This window comes from Brevibacterium sediminis (assembly GCF_024895295.1).
Lineage (GTDB): Bacteria > Actinomycetota > Actinomycetes > Actinomycetales > Brevibacteriaceae > Brevibacterium > Brevibacterium sediminis.
In genome coordinates, this window is the sequence record NZ_JAHQRN010000008.1 from 73522 (window position 1) to 91332 (window position 17811).

The window sequence follows — 17811 nt, forward strand, 5'->3', positions numbered from 1 at the left end:
TCGCCGTCAGTCGGCGAAGGCGACGTCTGGGGCGAATTCCGCGATGCGGTCGCCGACGCCGAGCAGCGATTCGATGGCTGCGACCGACCGGGCGGCGGCTCGTCCGTCACCGTAGGGGTTGACGGCCTTGGCCATGGCTTCGTAGGCGAGCGAGTCATCGAAGAGTCGGGAGACTTCGGTGACGATCACGGTGGTGTCGGTGCCGACGAGTTTGACCGAACCGGCGGTGACCGCCTCGGGGCGTTCGGTGTTCTCGCGCATGACGAGGACGGGTTTGCCGAGGCTGGGGGCTTCTTCCTGGATGCCGCCGGAGTCGGTGAGGACGACGTCCGAGGCGGCCATGACCGTGGTGAATTCGCCGTAGGACAGCGGTTCGGTGACCAGCACGTTGTCGAACTTCTCGACTCGGGGCAGAACGGCTTCGCGCACGAGCGGGTTGCGGTGGGCCGGGAGCAGGATGAGCAGTTCGGGTCGGGCAGCGGCGAGCTGGGCCAGCGCGTCTCCGATGTTCTCCATGGACGAGCCGAGGTTCTCCCGGCGATGAGTCGTCACGAGCAGTTTCGGGCGGTCGGAGGCGACATAGTCGGCGACGACCGGGTCGGCCGGGGCCACGTTCATGTCGACGGCGAGGTGGAGGGCGTCGATGACGGTGTTCCCGGTGACGACGACGTCGGCCGGATTGATGCTCTCGGCTAGCAGGTTGTCACGTGACCGTGCGGTCGGGGCCAGGTGGAGTGCGGAGATCTGGCTGGTCAGCTTCCGGTTGGCTTCCTCGGGGAAGGGGCTGAGCAGGTTCCCCGAGCGCAGTCCGGCCTCGAGGTGGATGACCGGGATGCCGCGGTTGAAGGCGGCGATGGAGGCGCCCATGACTGTGGTCGTGTCGCCTTGGACGAGCACTGCGTCGGGTGCCTCGTCTTCCAGCACGGCGTCGAGTTCGCCGATGACACGGGAGGCGATCCCGTTGAGTGTCTGCCCCTGGGACATGATGTTGAGGTCCACGTCCGGGACGATTCCGAACAGATCGTTGACCTGGTCGAGCATCTCACGATGCTGGGCGGTGACGACGGTGCGGGAGTGCAGGGTCGCGCTCGATTCGATCGCCCGGATGAGAGGGGCCACCTTGATGGCTTCCGGCCTGGTGCCGAAAACGGTGAGGACAGTGGGGGTCACGCACGAACTCCTGGTCGGGAGAACCACGGGGGCCGCCTCGGCGAGGCAGGGTTCTCGCTTCAATGCCGATGTGGGTAATGGTATGCAGTTCTGCAGAACTTGGACATACCGACTCCATTCATCTCATCATGACGAACCCACCTTCGCTGACCGAATCAGAAGACCTTCACAGCGCATTCACTCAAAGTTGATGATGAAGTCACGTCAGCGGTCATTTCATGAGTCATTGTGGTCAGGTTGCCTCGAGAAGCTCTCAGGTAACATCAGTAGTCGTTCATCTCGAGTTTGGAGCATCGCACACATGCCGCCCACCGCCACCTCTCAACGCCCCTCCGTCGCCGTCATCGGCCTCGGTTATATCGGTCTTCCGACCGCAGCTGTTCTGGCCAGTTCGGGCGCAGAGGTCGTCGGTGTCGACATCAACGCCGATGCTGTAGCCACGATCAACGCCGGCAAAGTTCCCTTTGTGGAGCCGGACATGGCGACAACGGTGGCCGGTGTCGTCTCTCAGGGTTACCTGCGAGCCACGACCGAGACTCCGCACGCGGACAATTACATCGTCGCCGTGCCGACGCCGTTCAAGGACGGGCACGAACCGGACCTGTCTTACATCGAGACTGCGGGTAAGCAGATTGCACCCCTGCTCGAGGGCAATGAGCTCATCATCCTCGAATCGACTTCGCCTCCCGGAGCAACGGAGTTCCTGGCCGAGACGATCATCAAGGAACGCCCGGATCTCACGCTCAAACCCGGCAGTGCACAGACTGTCTATTTCGCGCACTGCCCTGAGCGGGTGCTGCCCGGCCGGATCATGATCGAGCTGCGGACGAATGATCGCATCGTCGGCACCCTCAACGGCAATGCCGGCGAACGTGCCCGCGATCTCTATGAGCTGTTCTGTGAGGGCGAGTTCCTCATGACCGACGCTCGCACCGCGGAGATGGCGAAGCTGACCGAGAACGCATACCGCGACGTGAACATCGCCTTCGCCAACGAGCTGTCAGTGATCTCCGACGGACTCGACATCAACGTTTGGGAGCTCATCAAGCTCGCGAACCACCACCCCCGAGTCAACATCCTGCAGCCCGGCCCCGGTGTCGGCGGCCACTGCATCGCTGTCGACCCGTGGTTCATCGTCTCCACTGCACCCGAGCAGTCATCACTGATCCGCACCGCGCGTGAGGTCAACGATTCGAAGCCCGGTTATGTGCTCGACAAGCTCCTCCCCCAGGCTCGTCGCATCCAGGATGTGCAGATCGCGGCGCTTGGTCTGGCGTTCAAGCCGAACATCGACGACCTGCGCGAGAGCCCGGCCCGGCAGATCGTCGGTCGGCTTGCCGACGAACTCCCCGACGCGAACATCATGGCGGTCGAGCCGAACATCGACAGCCTGCCTTCGGAACTCGAGGAGCGCGACAACGTCACTCTCACTGAAGTGAACGAAGCCATTCGCGCTGCCGATATCGTGCTGCTGCTCGTCGACCACAATGAGTTCACCCGCATCGACCGGACGCTGCTCACGCAGAAGATCGTCCACGATACGCGTGGAGTGTGGGGCTAAAGACAACTTTTTGACACTTTCTTATTCGGCCCGCCTCGGAGTCCTCTCCGGGAGCGGGCCGAATCCGCTCCTTTTCCCTTCACATCGGATGAAACACGGAAAAGACAATGGGCTGGTGCGGGCACGCCGGCAGAATCTCGTTGTGATCAACACCTTGACGGACAAAACATAGGATGTCTACACTGCAAATGAGGAATTCAGGTGAGGTTTAATCGAGAAGATCGCCATTTCTCGATCAACACATCCGATCTATAGTTTTTGCTGCGCCCGAGAAAGGGAATCATGTCTCAGATATCCGAGGTCGAGGTCATCGACCTGCGCTTCCCCACTTCGCTGAGCCTCGACGGCTCCGACGCAATGAATCCCGACCCTGATTATTCAGCGGCCTACCTCATCGTGAAGACGGACGCAGCGCCGGCGGATTCCGGGCACGGGTTCGTCTTCACCATCGGTCGCGGCAACGATATCCAGACCGAAGCCATCCGGGTCATCGCCGAAACCCTCATCGGACGTGATGTCGAAGCGATCATCGACGACATGGGCGGCTTCTGGAAGGAACTCGTCCATGACTCACAGATGCGTTGGCTCGGCCCGGAGAAGGGCGTCAGTCACATGGCGATCGGCGCCGTCGTCAACGCCATGTGGGATCTCAAGGCCAAGCGCGCCGGCATGCCGCTGTGGGAGCTGCTGGGCTCGATGAACCCGCAGGAACTCCTCAACCTCGTCGATCTGCGTTACCTCAGCGATTTCATGACCGCCGACGATGCCCTGGCGATCCTGCAGAAGGCCGAATCCGGCAAGGCTACACGCATACAGGAGCTGCGCGACCGGGGCTATATGGCCTACACCACCTCTCCCGGCTGGCTCGGCTACTCCGACGAGAAACTCGCTAGGCTCTGCCGCGAGGCCCTCGACGAAGGCTTCGAACAGATCAAGCTCAAGGTCGGGGCCGATCGCAACGATGACATCCGACGACTGCGCATCGCCCGGGACATCTGCGGTGAGGGTTTCCTAATCGCCATCGACGCGAACCAGCACTGGGATTCCGCCGAGGCCGTCGACTGGATCGGTGATCTGGCCGAGTTCGATCTGCGCTGGGTCGAGGAACCGACCTCGCCCGATGATGTCCTCGCTCACTCCTACATCCAGAAGCACATCTCGCCGACCCCGGTGGCCACCGGTGAGCACTGCCAGAACCGCATCCTGTTCAAGCAGTTCCTCCAGGCCGACGCCCTGCGCGTGATGCAGATCGACGCAACCCGCGTTGCCGGAGTCAACGAAAACATCGCCAATCTTCTCCTCGCCGCCCATGCTGGAGTCCCCGTCTGCCCGCACGCCGGCGGAGTCGGCCTCTGCGAACTCGTCCAGCACATGTCGATGTTCGACTTCGTCGCCGTCTCGGGTTCGATGGACGATCGCTGCATCGAGTTCGTCGACCACCTGCACGAACACTTCGTCACACCGGTCGATGTCCGCTCCGGACGCTACTGGGCCCCCTCGGCACCAGGCACCGGAGCCGAGATCAAACCCGAGACGCTCCACGCCTTCGCCTTCCCGGAAGGACCGAAATGGACGGAGCTGACCGATACCGCAGGTGCGACGTCACTCGACGCGGCGTCCGCCTGAGCACGCGCTCGGACCTTCAGGTATCCACTACACAACCCAAACTCTCCGCATGACAGGAACGACGACGTGACTGAATCATCTGACACCGCTGTTGACATGGCTCGCGACCATTCGAAGGAACCGATTCCCGGCAAGGTCATCCTCATCGCAGTCCTCGCCGGGTTCTCCGGACTGCTCTACGGCTATGACTCGGGAGCGATCTCCGGGGCTCTGCCTCTCCTCATCGATCAGATGGGACTCAACGTCGGAGAACAAGGGCTCATCACCTCGTTGCTCCTGTGGGGCGCCTTGCCATCGATCATCGGTGCCACACTCGCCGCCAGGCGCTTCGATCGTCGTCACCTCCTCATCGTGGCAGCCGTCATCTTCCTCATCGGCTCGATCGCCTGTGCCATTGCCCCCAACCCGGTGGTTCTCGGCGCAGCTCGATTCTTCCTCGGACTGGGCGTAGGCATCGCGAACATGTTCGGGCTGATCTATCTCTCCGAGCTCTCCCCCACCCGAATCCGCGGTCTGCTCACCGGTCTCTACCAGTTGGCAGTGAACTTCGGAATCCTCGCCGCCTACATCGTCGGCGATGCCTTCCAGACCTCGGGACGGTGGGAATGGATCCTCGGCATCGGAGCCCTGCCCGCCGTCATCTTTCTCATCGGCATGGCACTCGCCCCAGCCAGCCCTCGCTGGCTGATCACCCGCGGCCGTGACGACGATGCGAGAAAGGTGTTGAGCTCCCTGCGAGGCACCGAAGAGATCGCCCGCTTGGAATTCGACGACATCAAGGCCAGTCTCGCCCAGCAGGAAGGCGGTATCGGCATGGTCATGCGCTCAGCGCGCCGCCCGATGATCGTCCTCCTCATCCTCACGTTCTTCCAGGTCTTCACCGGAATCAACGCTGTCGTCTACTACGCGCCGATTATCTTCGCGGAATCCGGCATGGGCGCCAACGCGGGAGCTTATGCGAACTATGGCGTCGGCATCGCCCTCGTCGTCTCCACCGCCATCGCCCTGCCCATCATCGACAAGCTCGGACGAGTCAAGCTGCTCGCGATCTCGATGATCGGTCAGGCCATCGCAATGATCGCGCTCTGGCTGCTGCCCGATGCCGGATGGATCAGCATCTTCGCGGTCTTCGTCTACACTTTTGCCTTCGGCATCGGTATGGGACCGGTCTTCTGGCTCCTCGTCCCCGAGGTTCTTCCCCTGTCGATCCGAGCCATCGGCACCGGAATCATCACCTTCGCCCAGTACCTGTTCAATGCGATCTTCTCCTGGGCCTTCCCCGTCGCCCTCGACGCCATAGGATCGATCGTGTTCTTCATCTTCGCGCTGCTGTCGGCGGCCGCTCTCTGGTTCGTCCTCGCGCGAGTGCCCGAAACATCGAACAAATCTCTCGAAGAGATCGAGGCCTACTGGCGGACCGAACGAGCCGCCAAGCACTCCCAGTCCTCGACTCAGAACTGAGCGGAGGGTCCATGCTCACCACACCGATCACTCACCCGGAGCTGCTGGCGGCACTCGCGCGGTGCGGCCACGGATCGAAGATCCTGCTTGCCGACTGCAACTATCCGCACGTCACCGGAGCGCCCGCCACCGCCGAACGCATCGCACTGAACGTCACACCCGGACTGCTCACGGTCGACCAGATCCTGGCCCCGCTGAGCCGGACGCTGACGGTCGAATCCTGCGAGTACATGCTCAACGCGGACTCCGCGAAGGCCCCCGCCGTCACCGGCTACGAAGAGATTCTGCCCAGTGTCTCCTTCACCGGTCACGAGCGCTTCGCTTTCTACGACGCCGCACGCGAACCCGATGTCGCCGTCGTCATCGCCACCGGTGATCAACGCCAGTACGCCAACCTCCTGCTCACCGTCGGGGTCGTCACCGCATGAGCACGCCAGCACCGCCAGTCGTCGACGCGCATCTGCACCTGTGGGACAGGAGCAGACTCGACTACCCGTGGATGGCAGAGATTCCTCAGCTGCCGCAGACAAGTCTGCCCGAGGAGATTCCGTCGTCGACGACCGGAGCCGTCGTCATCGAGGCCGGTGCACGTACGGACCAAACCACCGCCGAGGTGGAATGGCTGACCGAACTGTCTCACCGATTCCCAGCCATCTCGGGACTCGTAGCGGCCGTCGACCTCACCGACCCCCACCTCGGCGAGGGGCTTGCGAAACTGGGCGAGAATCCACTCGTCGTGGGCGTACGGGACAATCTCGAGGGCCGTCCCCTCGGTGATCTCGAGCTCCAATCGTCACCGGCGGCCCCAGTGCTGAGGGACGGAATCATCACTGTCCTCGAGGCGGGGCTGACATTCGACATCTGCGTCCGCAGCGCCCAGCTGCCGGAACTCTCCCGGTTCCTGGTCTCGATTGTTGAGGCCCGCGGTTCAGCCGCCGGCCTCGTCATCGACCACCTCGGCAAACCCCTGCCCGACGGTCGGATCTCCGGTCGCGAGGGCTGGGCCCAGTCGATGCGAAAACTTGCCAGCCTGCCCGGACTACACGTGAAATTCTCTGGACTGCCAGGGCAGATCACCGGCCCTGTCGATGTCGCCCGCGCACATGAACTCGTCCGCGACTTTCTCGAGATGATCGAGGTGTTCGGGGCACAGAGCACGATGCTCGGCACCGACCATCCTGTCTCCACCCTGGCCCACGATCTCACGGCCTCCGAGTGGATGGACGCAGCCAACTCAGAGTTCCGCAAGCGACTCACCGCCGCAGAGGCGACCGCGGTCTCCGGCGGAACCGCCACCGACTTCTATGGATTGAGGAATCGATCATGACCATCAAGAACCCTGTCGTCCGCCGACTGCACGACCAGCGCAACCTCGGCTTCGGCGGAGCGCCGATCGGGAACCTCTACCGGAGCATCGACGACGAAACAGCCATCGGGGCCGTCACGGAAGCTTGGGACCAGGGCATCCGCTACTTCGACACCGCTCCCCACTACGGTCTCGGGCTCAGTGAGCGCCGCCTCGGCGAGGTTCTGTCCGATCGCCCGCGAGACGAGTTCCTGCTTTCAACGAAAGTCGGACGTCTGATCCGTCCGGCTGACCAGCCGCGCGAACTCGATGACGAGGGCTTCGCGGTGCCCGGGGACCGGGTGCGCGTGCGCGACTACTCCCGTGACGGCATACGACGCTCCATCGAGGACTCCCTCGAGCGGCTGGGCCTGGAGAAGATTGACATCGTCTTTATCCATGACCCCGATGACTTTTGGACCGAAACGATCGACGGGGCAGTACCCATGCTCAATCAGCTCCGCGACGAAGGCGTCATCGGAGCCTGGGGCGCGGGGATGAACCAGGCCGAGATGCTCACCCGCTTCGTCCGCGAGACCGATATCGACCTCGTCATGCAGGCCGGCCGCTACACGCTGCTCGAGCAGGGTGGACGCGAAGAACTCATCCCCGGCTGCGAGCGCCGCGGCGTGGGGGTCGTCAACGTCGGCGTCTTCAACTCGGGCATCCTCGCCAACGAGGATCCGCTTGCGCAGGCGAAGTACAACTACGAGGATGCCCCGGCCCCGATCATAGAGAGGGCACAGAAATTCGCTGAACTCGCGGCCGCGCACGACACGACTCTTCCAGCAGCAGCGCTGGCATTCAGCTACCGGGACCCGGCCGTCACGAACGTGACCGTGGGCATGCGCACCGCCGAACAGGTCCGACGGAACGCGGAACTCTTCCGCCAGCCGGTACCCGATGCCTTCTGGACCGACGCCGTCGCGGCCGGACTGCTCGCAGTCGACCCGAAGTCATTCGGCGAATGAGTGCGTAGGTCTGTCCCGGACAGGCTTGGCGCTTGCCCGCTCACCCCCACAGCAAGAGACCGAGTCTTCGGTCCCGTCAAAACACCCGCAGAAGGAGATACCCTATGGAGTTCATGAGAATCGGCGCGCGCGATCAGGAGACGCCTGTTGTCCGCGTCGGCGACGACCACTTCGACATCAGCAGCGTTGTCAGTGATATCGACCCGGCGTTCTGGGCCGACGGTCCTGCACACGTGGCACAGGCCCTCGAAGCGGGAAGCCTGCCAAAAGTTGATGTCGAGGGCCAGCGCATCGGCGCCCCGATCACCCGCCCGTCCGCGGTGATCTGCATCGGACAGAACTATGTCGAGCATGCGGCCGAGTCCGGTGACCCGGCCCCCGAACAGCCCATCATCTTCTTCAAAACACCGAACACGATCACCGGTCCGTACGACGCGATCGGCATCCCGCCGCGGGCACAGAAGTTCGACTGGGAGGTCGAGCTGGGCATCGTCATCGGCAAGCAGGCCGCTTACCTCGAAAGCCGAGAGGAAGCACTGGACGTAATCGGCGGATACCTCGCCGCGAACGACCTGTCTGAGCGCGACTACCAGTCGGTCCACTCAGGCGGACAGTGGTCGAAGGGCAAGTGCGTGAAGGACTCCATGCCACTGGGACCGGTCCTCGTGACCGCGGACGCCATCGATGCCCACGATCTTTCGCTCTCCAGCTGGGTCAACGGCGAACCGCGCCAGGGTTCGTCGACCTCGGACATGATCTTCCCCGTCGAGGACATCGTCTTCCGCCTCTCCCAGTACATGCAGCTCGAACCCGGCGACATCATCTCCACGGGAACTCCGAAGGGTGTGGCACTGTCCGGCAAATTCCCCTACCTGGTTCCCGGCGATGTGTCCGAAGTCGAGATTGAAGGACTCGGCCGGCAGCGCCAGGAATTCTTCCAAGTCGAGGTTCCGGCCGGAGTCGGTGCCGACCTGCTGTTGGGCTGAACAGACGGTGTCGGCCAGCTCGGCCGGAGTTCCTCGACGTACACGGATCACAACTATTGAGAAAGCCGAAATGAAATGAGCACATCAGAAGAATTCTCCGGACTGACCGCGATCGTCACGGGAGGGGCCTCAGGCATCGGCAAATCCGTCACCGAGCTGCTGCTGGAGTCCGGTGCGAACGTCGCCGTCCTCGACCTCAATCCCGACGGCGCACCGACTGGCGCTCTGGGCCTGCAGTGCGACGTCTCCGACCGAGGCTCGGTTCAGGCTGCTGTCGAGGCTGCTGCCACCGAATACGGCGGAATCGATATCGTCATCAACAACGCGGGTATCGGTGCTCAGGGCCAGGTCGATGCGAACGACGATGCCGAGTGGAACAAGGTCCTCAACGTCAACGTCGTGTCCGTCGCCCGCGTCACCGCCGCGGCCTTGCCGTACCTGCGCAAGTCGGAGCACGCCGCCGTCGTCAACACCTCATCGATCGCCGCCACTGCCGGACTGCCCCAGCGAGTCCTCTACTCCGCGACCAAGGGGGCCATCTACTCGATGACCCTGGCTATGGCGGCCGACCACGTCCGCGAAAGCATCCGTGTCAACGCTGTGTGCCCGGGTACCGCGAACACCCCGTGGGTGATGGGCGGCCTGATGTCGAAGGCGGAGAACCCCGAGGAGGAGCTGCGTCAGCTCAATGCCCGGCAACCGCACGGTCGACTTGTCGAGCCGGTGGAAGTGGCTCGTTCCATTGCATTCTTGGCCAGCCCGCTGCAGGGCTCGACGACTGGCTCCACGCTGGCCGTCGATGGAGGTATGCAGGGGCTGCGACTGCGCTCCGAATAAGTCGATTAACACGCCGAGGCGGCTGTGCGCGGGAACAACGGATCTCCGCGCACAGCCGCCTCGGCGTTGCGCTTCGTCAAGTATCAGAGCAGCCGATTCATGTGATCAGTCGCCTGAAGGCTGTAGATCTTGGGCGATGTCGGCTTCGGCACCGATGGCATCCTCGTCGTCGACATCGACATGGTCGACCCAACGCTGCACTCCGGTGACGTGCAGAACCATGATCGATTGAGCCAGACGCGCGTCACCGGCGGCGAGCGCATCGATGATCGCGCGATGCTCGCTCAGCGTCTTCTCCACGGCTCCGTCTTCGCTCATCCCGCGCCACGTCCTAGCTCGCGTGGTCTTCACCGAGACGGCTTCGAGCATTGCTGCCAGGTAGTCATTGCCTGCATAGCGGGCGATTGTGGAATGGAACTCGAAGTCCTGTGCAACCAACGACTCGATCGAAGTCGGGTCAGTGTCAGCGATCGTGGCCCGAAGCTCATCGAGGCCAGTCTCGTCGATGAGTGAGGCAGCACGATAGGCGGTTTCAGCTTCGAAGATGCGCCGGACCTCAAGAATCTCACGCAAAGACCCTGACGCGTGGACGTCAACAAGAAACGACACTGCCTCGACCATGTCCTCGGCGGCGAGGGAAGTGACATACGTGCCGGACCCGCGCCTGACATCGAGGACGTTGATGAAATCGAGAGCCTTCACCGCCTCTCGCAGTGAATTGCGTGAGAGACCGAGCCGTTCGGAGAGTTCGGCCTCGGGTGGGAGGCGGTCCCCTGGCCCGAGCTCACCGCTGACGATGAGTTCTTTGATCTTCTCGAGTGCGTCGTCCGTCAGTGCCATGGACCCAACCTATTACACCTTCCGTCCGTTCTCGCTGTCGTCGCATTCAGAGAACTCAGCCAGCCGCATACCAAACATCGGCGACACATGGGATGTATCTGGCGAGCTTACACAATCAAACCTGCGCCCGGGCGCGGAGAAAGTAATGAAAACGGCGCATATCCGCGCAGACGCAGATTCATTGACCATGAGCATGAACGTGTTATAGATTACAAACATCGGATCACTTGGTGTTGTTCAAGGGTGCAGCTGCCTGATCCGCCCCTACCCCTAACGCGCAAGGCGTTCGTGAAATCCAGCGCATCTGTGCCAGAAAAGAAGAGGAGCCCAATGTCCCGGGAGACCGACAGCGGATTCGGCAACCAGATTTCAAAGAGCTGGGAAGAGCTAGATGCCCGAGAACTGCCTGACTGGTACGGAAAGGCGAAATTCGGCATCTTCGTCCATTGGGGCGTCTTCTCGGTACCAGCCTGGCGGACTCTCAACGATGAACAGTTCGGTTCTTACGCTGAGTGGTATTACGCAAGCGTCTACGGGCCCTACCGCAATGCTGATCCCTCGTTCCATCAGGCAATGTATCCGGGAAAAAGCTACCGTGACTTTGCCGCCGACTTCGGCGCGGAGCTCTTCGACCCGCAGGCCTGGGCACAACTGTTTGCTCGCGCCGGCGCAAGGTACGTCGTCCTGACCTCCAAGCACCACGACGGATACTGCCTGTGGCCGACCGCAAACAGGAACAAGCGAAACTGGAATTCCGCTGATGTCGGACCACGACGTGACCTGGTCGGTGACCTCACCACGGCGGTTCGCGAAGCAGGTCTGAAGATGGGACTCTACTATTCGATCCCCGAGTGGGAAACCCATCGGTCGCACCGGGTAGACGACGGTTACTTCATCCCTCAGGAAGACGCCGAGAAACACGGCATAGATCCGGAGGAATATCCGCGCGAGATCTTGCATCAACAATGGGTTGAACTCAACGAAGACTACGCCCCGTCGGTCATCTACACCGATGGCGGCGAGTGGGACTTTGACGAGGACTACACAGATACCCGCAAGATGCTCTCGTGGCTTTACGAGAAAGCACCGAACGGCAGCGAAGTGGTTGTCAACGACCGCCTCCACCGAGGAATGCCGGGCGTCCATGGAGACATCTACAGCACGGAATACCAAGACATCGAAGGCTTCGGCACGGACCACCCGTGGGAGGAAAGCCGCGGAATCGGCGGGTCCTACGGATTCAATCGCGCAGAGTCTGCCGAGGACTATTCGAGTGCCGCGGAGCTGATCGCGATGCTCGTACGCACTGTAGCCGGCGGAGGTAATTTCTTGCTCAACGTCGGTCCGACCGCGGATGGGCGCATCGCCGCAATCCAGCAGGAGCGGCTACTCCAAATCGGAAGATGGATGGAGACGAACGGCGAGTCCATCTACGAATCTTCACCGTCCACGGATCTCATCCCGTCCGATGATGGTGTCTTCGTCACCAAGCGTCCTGGCGCACGATACGTGACGATAATTGGGCGGCCAGAGGGCGTGAGACTGAGGCTTAAGGGATCGTTGACAGTGCTCGGGTGGGAGTTGCTCGGCGATCCCGAAGGAGTCGCCAGCCATTTGCTCGACGTCAACGGCGGGGACTCAAAACAAGGGTCGAGCGAGCACGTCTCAATCCGACTCAGCGAGGCAATCAGTACGCCGACGCCGCTGACGACGGATCTGCCCATTGTTATCAAGTTGCAGATAGACGGTGAGTGATCCTATGCGCAAGCAGATCAATTCCTCTGGTGACGCAGGCCCTGTTGGCGAGACAAAGGCGAGGATTCCAAATCTCGCGTTAGCGATGTCGCCGATCGTAGTCATGCTTGTGGTCATCATCGGCGGTGTGACCGTACTCGACATCAGAGTCGAAATCCTGCTGATGATCGCAGCCGCGTACGCCGCACTTCTCTCCATTTGGCTCGGTCATAGTTGGAAGGAAATAGAAGACGCGCTAGTCACGCAATTCTCCAAGGCGTTCCCGGCTATCCTCATTGTCCTCTGCGTCGGCGTAGTGATCGGGTCTTGGGTGGCCAGCGGGACAATTCCGCTGCTCGTGTATTTCGGAGTCGAAGCGATCAGCCCGAAATTCATTATTGTCACCGCCTTCCTGGTCACGCTTATCTTGTCCGTAGCGACTGGTACCTCTTGGGGCTCAGTTGGCACCGTTGGGGCGGCCTTCATCGGTGTGGCCACCGCAATGGGGGCTCCATTGCCTGCAGTCGCCGGAGCCCTGGTCTCCGGCGCATACTTCGGTGACAAGATATCCCCTCTGTCCGACAGCACGAACTTGTCTGCCGTTGCGGCTGGAGTCAATTTGTACAAACATATCCAGCACTTGCTGTGGACCACGGGCCCCGGCGCAATCGTCTGCGTCATCGTTTACACGATCGCGGGTTTCTGGTATTCGGACAGCGCGCCTGCCGAAGTCCACACAATGGATAAGTTCCTTCACCAATTGCAGGAGCTCTTCCACATGGCCATGCCATTCGGTTTGTTGTTGCTGATCCCGGTGGTCATCATCGTCGTAGGGTCATTGATGCGGATGCCGACGGTGCCTGTGATGCTGACCTCTGCCGCATCGGCATCGTTGCTGGCAGTCTTCGGTCAAGGCTTCTCTCTCAAAGACACTGCGCTCTCGATGATGTCGGGATTCACGATGGACATGTTCTCCACCAGTCAGAACTCCAACCTCGATGTGAGTTCACTTTCTGAAGCTATCCCCACGCTGCTCGAAAGAGGCGGAATGGAGTCGATGACGACGATCTTCCTTGTTGTCGTATGTGCTTTCGCGTTCGTCGCCGCATTGACTGTGTCCGGTTCGCTCGACGTTGTCATGAGCGCGTTAATGAAGGTAGTCCATTCGAACGGCCAGCTCATCGCAGTCACCGTCGTGGGCGGAGTTCTGCTCATCGCCGCCACCGGCACATCGACGGTCTCGTTCCTAATTCTCGGTGGAATGCTCCGCCATGAATACATTCGGCGCGGTCTCGAAGCTCGGAATCTTGGCCGCACGATGGAGGATGCCGTCACCGTGGTAGAACCGATCCTCCCCTGGACCTTGGCAGGTGTATTCATGGCTTCCGCATTGGGAGTTCCAACACTCGAATATGCACCGTGGGCAGTCCTCTGTTACTCCGGTGTGTTCTTTGCGTTGTTATGGGGATTCACCGGGTTCGCAGTCTCGAAGATCACCAAGAAGAGCGATGACTACGAAGAGTACCAAGAGGTCAAGAAGTGCATATCCAAGTAGGACGTAGCTGGCAATCTTCGAATCGTCGCGGTCAACAACGTTTCATACGCACTACGAGCTATCAAAAACGCAACCGCCTTCGGAGGGGCTGGAACGTCGTAATATGCCGGCCACTCCGGGAGCTTCTCCCCGTCGCTTACTCTGTTTTGGAAGCGAACGTCCTTGCACCTTCCCGTTGAACTTGAGAGGACAAGCAGCCGAAGTTATTTAGTCAAAGTTGCCAACTTTAGTGTCGACAACCGTCTTCCACACCGGCATCCGATTCCACCGTCGACGTGTTCTCAAGTCCACGTTTCCTCATCGTCGTTGAAGTCCGACGTAAGGTGGACACAATGTCTCCATTGCAGAGAGAGTAAGTTCACCTAGTTTCGGCTGGTGGAGACCACGCTTGTCGCCCACTGCTGTGCTGAGGAGAAGAATTGACTGCTGAACCGATCTGGCTTCCCGACCCTGATCAGACCCCGCGTCCGCAGATTGCCGACTTCATCGACTTTGCCAACCAGCGCACCGGCCAGACGATGGCCGACTATGACGATCTGTGGAAATGGTCGGTGAGCGACCTCGACGGGTTCTGGGGCGCGGTCTGGGACTTCTTCGGCGTCATCGCCGATGACCCCTACACCGAGGTCCTCGCTGATCGGTCCATGCCCGGCGCCACCTGGTTCCCCGGTACCCGACTCAACTACGCCGAACACGCCCTGCGAGCCGGCCTGGACGACAAACTCGCCGACGAACCAGCCATCATCACCATCAGAGAATCCAGCGAGCGCCACGAGACCACCTGGCGAGAACTGCGTCGCCAAGTCGGATCCGTCGCCGCCTGGCTGCGCGACCAAGGAGTCGGAGAAGGCGACCGTGTCGTCGGCTACCTCCCGAACACCCACCACACCCTCATCGCTTTCCTCGCGTCTGCCTCGGTGGGCGCCATCTGGTCTGCCTGCGCTCAGGACTACGCCGCCGAAGGTGCCGCGACTAAACTCGGCCAGCTCGAACCGAAGGTGCTCTTCGCCGCCGACGGCTACCTGTGGAACGGTCAAGCTTTTGACCGCCGCGACCAGGTCGCGGATTTGGCCAACCGGATGCCGAGCCTGCGGGCCGTGGTCGGGGTGGGCAACCTCGGCGAGGATTTCATCGATGAACACGGTCAGATCACGAACCTCACCGCCTGGGACGATATCGCCTCCGAGGATGTTGAGCCCGAGTTCGCGCGCGTTGATTTCGATACCCCGCTGTGGGTGCTGTACTCCTCGGGCACGACGGGGATTCCCAAGGGGATCGTGCACAGCCACGGCGGGGTCGTCATCGATCACCTGCGGCTGCTGGGTCTCCACCTCGACATCCGGCCGGGTGACCGGTTCTTCTGGTACACGAATACGAACTGGATGATGTGGAACCTCGTCGCCTCGGCGCTGGTGGGCGGTGCGACCACGGTGTGCTTCGACGGCAGTCCCCTCTATCCGGGGCCCAGTCGACTGTGGGAGATCGCCGCGGACACGAAGGCCAATGTGCTCGGGGTCAGTCCCGGGATCTTCCTGGCCGGGATGAAGGCCGGGATCGAACCCGGCAAGGAATTCGATCTTTCTGCACTGCGGACGATCGGTGCCACGGGTGCCCCGGTGCCCGCCCACTGCTTCCCGTGGGTGCGCGATGCCGTCGGTGAGCGCGTGCAGCTGGCCTCGACGAGCGGCGGAACGGACGTCGTCAGCGGGTTCGCCGGGTCCGCTCCGAACTGTCCGACCTGGGCCGGGGAGCTCTCGCGGCCCATCCTCGGCGTGGCGTTGGAGTCCTGGGACGACTCCGGCCAGCCTTTGATTGGCGAGGTCAGCGAGATGGTCATCACCGCCCCGATGCCGTCGATGCCGGTGAAGTTCTGGAACGACCCCGACGGTGAGCGCTACCGCGACACGTACTTCTCGATGTTCCCCGGAGTCTGGCGCCACGGCGACTGGATCACCATCACCGACCACGGCAGCGTCATCATCTCCGGCCGCTCGGACGCCACCCTCAACCGGCAGGGGGTGCGCCTGGGCAGCGCCGACATCTACGACGTCGTCGACGGCATCCCCGAGGTGGCCGAATCCCTGGTCATCGGTGCCGAACAGCCCGACGGCGGGTACTGGATGCCGTTGTTCGTTGTGCTGGCGTCGGGGGTTTCTCTTGATTCTGCTTTGCGGGAGCGGATTGCTGGGGAGCTGCGGTCGAAGGCGTCGCCGCGGCATGTGCCCGATGACATCATTGCGGTCCCGGCTATTCCGCACACTCGCACGGGGAAGAAACTCGAGGTTCCGGTGAAGCGGCTCATCCAGGGGCATGATCTGGAACGTGTGGCGAATCCGGATGCTGTGGATTCGTTCGAGGCGCTGGAGTATTTTGTGCGGTTTGCTCCGGACGGCGGCGCCGGTGACTGAGCGCCATATGTCGAGTACTGCGGGCGACGTATGAACGGGAGGCGGTTTCGCAGTGGCTCGGAGTAACTGACCGTTTTTCGGCTCCGACACGTCCAGGTTCTATCGTTTGACGGGTGTCTCCTGCAGAGTCGTCTGCATCGTGCTTCCGCCTTCCCACGAGTTCGCGCCTGGTGCCACCACCGGCATCGGAATGTCCTCGCGGCGCTCGCGGTTGCGCTGCGTCGAGACGCCGACTTCGCGGTCTCGCTCCCGAACCACCTCTTCGCGAACTTGCCCATCCTCGGTGAAGCCCATCATCAACTGCGGGGCACCATAGGGGAAGTCGTGGAGGTCGTACTGCCAGGTATGGAAGGTCTTGCCGTAGGTCTTCACCAAGTCCTCGAAGTAGGCGTGTTCGGCGATCTCCGGAACGCCGGGGGCGGTGAGGATACCGGACTTGATCTCATAATGGTGGCTGTGCCAAAGTTGCTTCTCCTCTTCGGGCAGGGATCGGAACCGGTCTTCGCTGATGATGTATTCGATGCCGATCAGACGGGCGTCATGGGCGTTGCGGTCAAAGATGACGCACTGGTGCAGGTCGTGTTCTAAGTGGATGCAGAAGTGAGCGGCATGGACTTGGCGTCCGGTCTCGTCCGCATACATGTGCAGGCCGTCGAGATATGTGCTCATCGCCTCCAGCGGATACTTTCGCTGGAGGAACGCGGAGCCCAGGTCCAACACCCGGTGTTTCCAAGGGTGGCCCTTGCTGGTCTTGAGATTGCTCATGGCCCTGCGCCCGGCAAGAGCCGCTGCGACGCCGCCGATGCCGAGAGTCAGTCCGGTGGTGAAGCTCTTCATGTGTGTCAGTTCCATGATTCATCGTATGGCGGATGGTGACACGATTGAACCCCCTGCAGAAGACCTGCGGGCTATTGCGTGAGCCAATCCTTCAAACGACCCCGTCTTGGAACACTCTTCGAACTACTCGTCCTCCGTCGGGTCAGTGTCAGCTTCCCCGGCTTCCGTCTTTTCCTCGTCTTCCCGCGTGTTCCGATCGTCAGGATGCTCCACGGTGTCCGGAACTGCTTCTTTTTCTTTCCCACTATCGACCTCCTCGAATCATGCCCCGAAGTAAAACCCCTCCGGTCTCAACTGGCACAAGCCATCGAGCGGCGAATTGATTTCATCTTGGGCTCCCGGCCGAGCACCGTCAATAACCTCTCAAGACTCAGACAAACTTCGCGTCACCACACGTTTTACTTCTCTTGGCATCAAGGAGATAACCACCAATGATCCCCTGTCCGAGAACTCTGTATCGGCCCGGTTCGCAGGCACGGA

The 17811-nt window shown here is 61.5% G+C and carries 14 protein-coding genes; 11 read left to right on the forward strand and 3 right to left on the reverse strand.

The genetic code is table 11. From position 1 onward, the window contains the following. Positions 1-6 precede the first annotated feature (6 nt). Entirely contained in the window at positions 7-1170 is a 1164-nt protein-coding gene (wecB, locus tag KTJ89_RS16575) for a non-hydrolyzing UDP-N-acetylglucosamine 2-epimerase (protein WP_259358528.1), read from the reverse strand. Positions 1171-1471: 301 nt separating this feature from the next. On the opposite strand from wecB, the gene wecC reads away from it, so the two are divergent. The 8 genes from wecC (at position 1472) to KTJ89_RS16615 (ending at position 9957) form a co-directional block, all read left to right on the forward strand. After that, positions 1472-2731: a UDP-N-acetyl-D-mannosamine dehydrogenase gene (gene wecC / locus KTJ89_RS16580; RefSeq protein WP_259358529.1), complete on the forward strand. Its 1260-nt coding sequence runs from the start codon at positions 1472-1474 to the stop codon at positions 2729-2731. Between the two features lie 282 nt (positions 2732-3013). Next, on the forward strand, positions 3014-4357 hold the full coding sequence (locus KTJ89_RS16585; RefSeq protein WP_259358530.1) for an enolase C-terminal domain-like protein: 1344 nt from the start codon (positions 3014-3016) through the stop codon (positions 4355-4357). 66 nt (positions 4358-4423) lie between these two features. Continuing rightward, positions 4424-5818, forward strand: coding sequence for a sugar porter family MFS transporter (locus tag KTJ89_RS16590; RefSeq protein ID WP_259358531.1), 1395 nt, complete (start codon positions 4424-4426; stop codon positions 5816-5818). A gap of 11 nt (positions 5819-5829) precedes the next feature. Next, the gene (locus tag KTJ89_RS16595) at positions 5830-6246 is read left to right on the forward strand and encodes an RbsD/FucU family protein (protein ID WP_259358532.1); all 417 of its coding nucleotides are present in this window, start codon (positions 5830-5832) and stop codon (positions 6244-6246) included. Beyond that, the gene (locus tag KTJ89_RS16600; RefSeq protein ID WP_259358533.1) at positions 6243-7145 is read left to right on the forward strand and encodes an amidohydrolase family protein; all 903 of its coding nucleotides are present in this window, start codon (positions 6243-6245) and stop codon (positions 7143-7145) included. The genes KTJ89_RS16595 and KTJ89_RS16600 overlap by 4 nt, the downstream gene beginning before the upstream one ends. Beyond that, a complete protein-coding gene (locus KTJ89_RS16605) occupies positions 7142-8134 on the forward strand; it encodes an aldo/keto reductase (protein ID WP_259358534.1) in 993 nt (330 codons plus the stop codon). Before KTJ89_RS16600 ends, KTJ89_RS16605 begins: the two co-directional genes overlap by 4 nt. A 104-nt stretch (positions 8135-8238) precedes the next feature. Continuing rightward, a complete protein-coding gene (locus tag KTJ89_RS16610; protein WP_259358535.1) occupies positions 8239-9120 on the forward strand; it encodes a fumarylacetoacetate hydrolase family protein in 882 nt (293 codons plus the stop codon). A 75-nt stretch (positions 9121-9195) separates the two neighbouring features. Then, the gene (locus tag KTJ89_RS16615) at positions 9196-9957 is read left to right on the forward strand and encodes an SDR family NAD(P)-dependent oxidoreductase (RefSeq protein WP_259358536.1); all 762 of its coding nucleotides are present in this window, start codon (positions 9196-9198) and stop codon (positions 9955-9957) included. A 105-nt stretch (positions 9958-10062) separates the two neighbouring features. Here the strand turns inward: KTJ89_RS16615 and KTJ89_RS16620 are convergent, their stop codons facing one another. Continuing rightward, the gene (locus KTJ89_RS16620) at positions 10063-10797 is read right to left on the reverse strand and encodes a FadR/GntR family transcriptional regulator (RefSeq protein WP_259358537.1); all 735 of its coding nucleotides are present in this window, start codon (positions 10795-10797) and stop codon (positions 10063-10065) included. 330 nt (positions 10798-11127) lie between these two features. Here KTJ89_RS16620 and KTJ89_RS16625 point away from each other — a divergent pair, with 330 nt between their 5' ends. The 3 genes from KTJ89_RS16625 (at position 11128) to KTJ89_RS16635 (ending at position 16494) form a co-directional block, all read left to right on the forward strand. After that, positions 11128-12552, forward strand: a complete 1425-nt coding sequence (locus KTJ89_RS16625) for an alpha-L-fucosidase (RefSeq protein WP_259358538.1) — start codon at positions 11128-11130, stop codon at positions 12550-12552. Positions 12553-12556: 4 nt separating this feature from the next. Beyond that, a complete protein-coding gene (gene nhaC / locus KTJ89_RS16630) occupies positions 12557-14086 on the forward strand; it encodes a Na+/H+ antiporter NhaC (protein ID WP_259358539.1) in 1530 nt (509 codons plus the stop codon). A 419-nt stretch (positions 14087-14505) separates the two neighbouring features. After that, positions 14506-16494 carry an acetoacetate--CoA ligase gene (locus KTJ89_RS16635; RefSeq protein ID WP_259358540.1) on the forward strand — a complete coding sequence of 663 codons (1989 nt, stop codon included), beginning with the start codon at positions 14506-14508 and terminating at the stop codon, positions 16492-16494. A 99-nt stretch (positions 16495-16593) separates the two neighbouring features. Here KTJ89_RS16635 and KTJ89_RS16640 read toward each other — a convergent pair whose 3' ends face one another. After that, positions 16594-17346 carry an OBAP family protein gene (locus KTJ89_RS16640; protein ID WP_259358541.1) on the reverse strand — a complete coding sequence of 251 codons (753 nt, stop codon included), beginning with the start codon at positions 17344-17346 and terminating at the stop codon, positions 16594-16596. Positions 17347-17811: the final 465 nt, after the last annotated feature.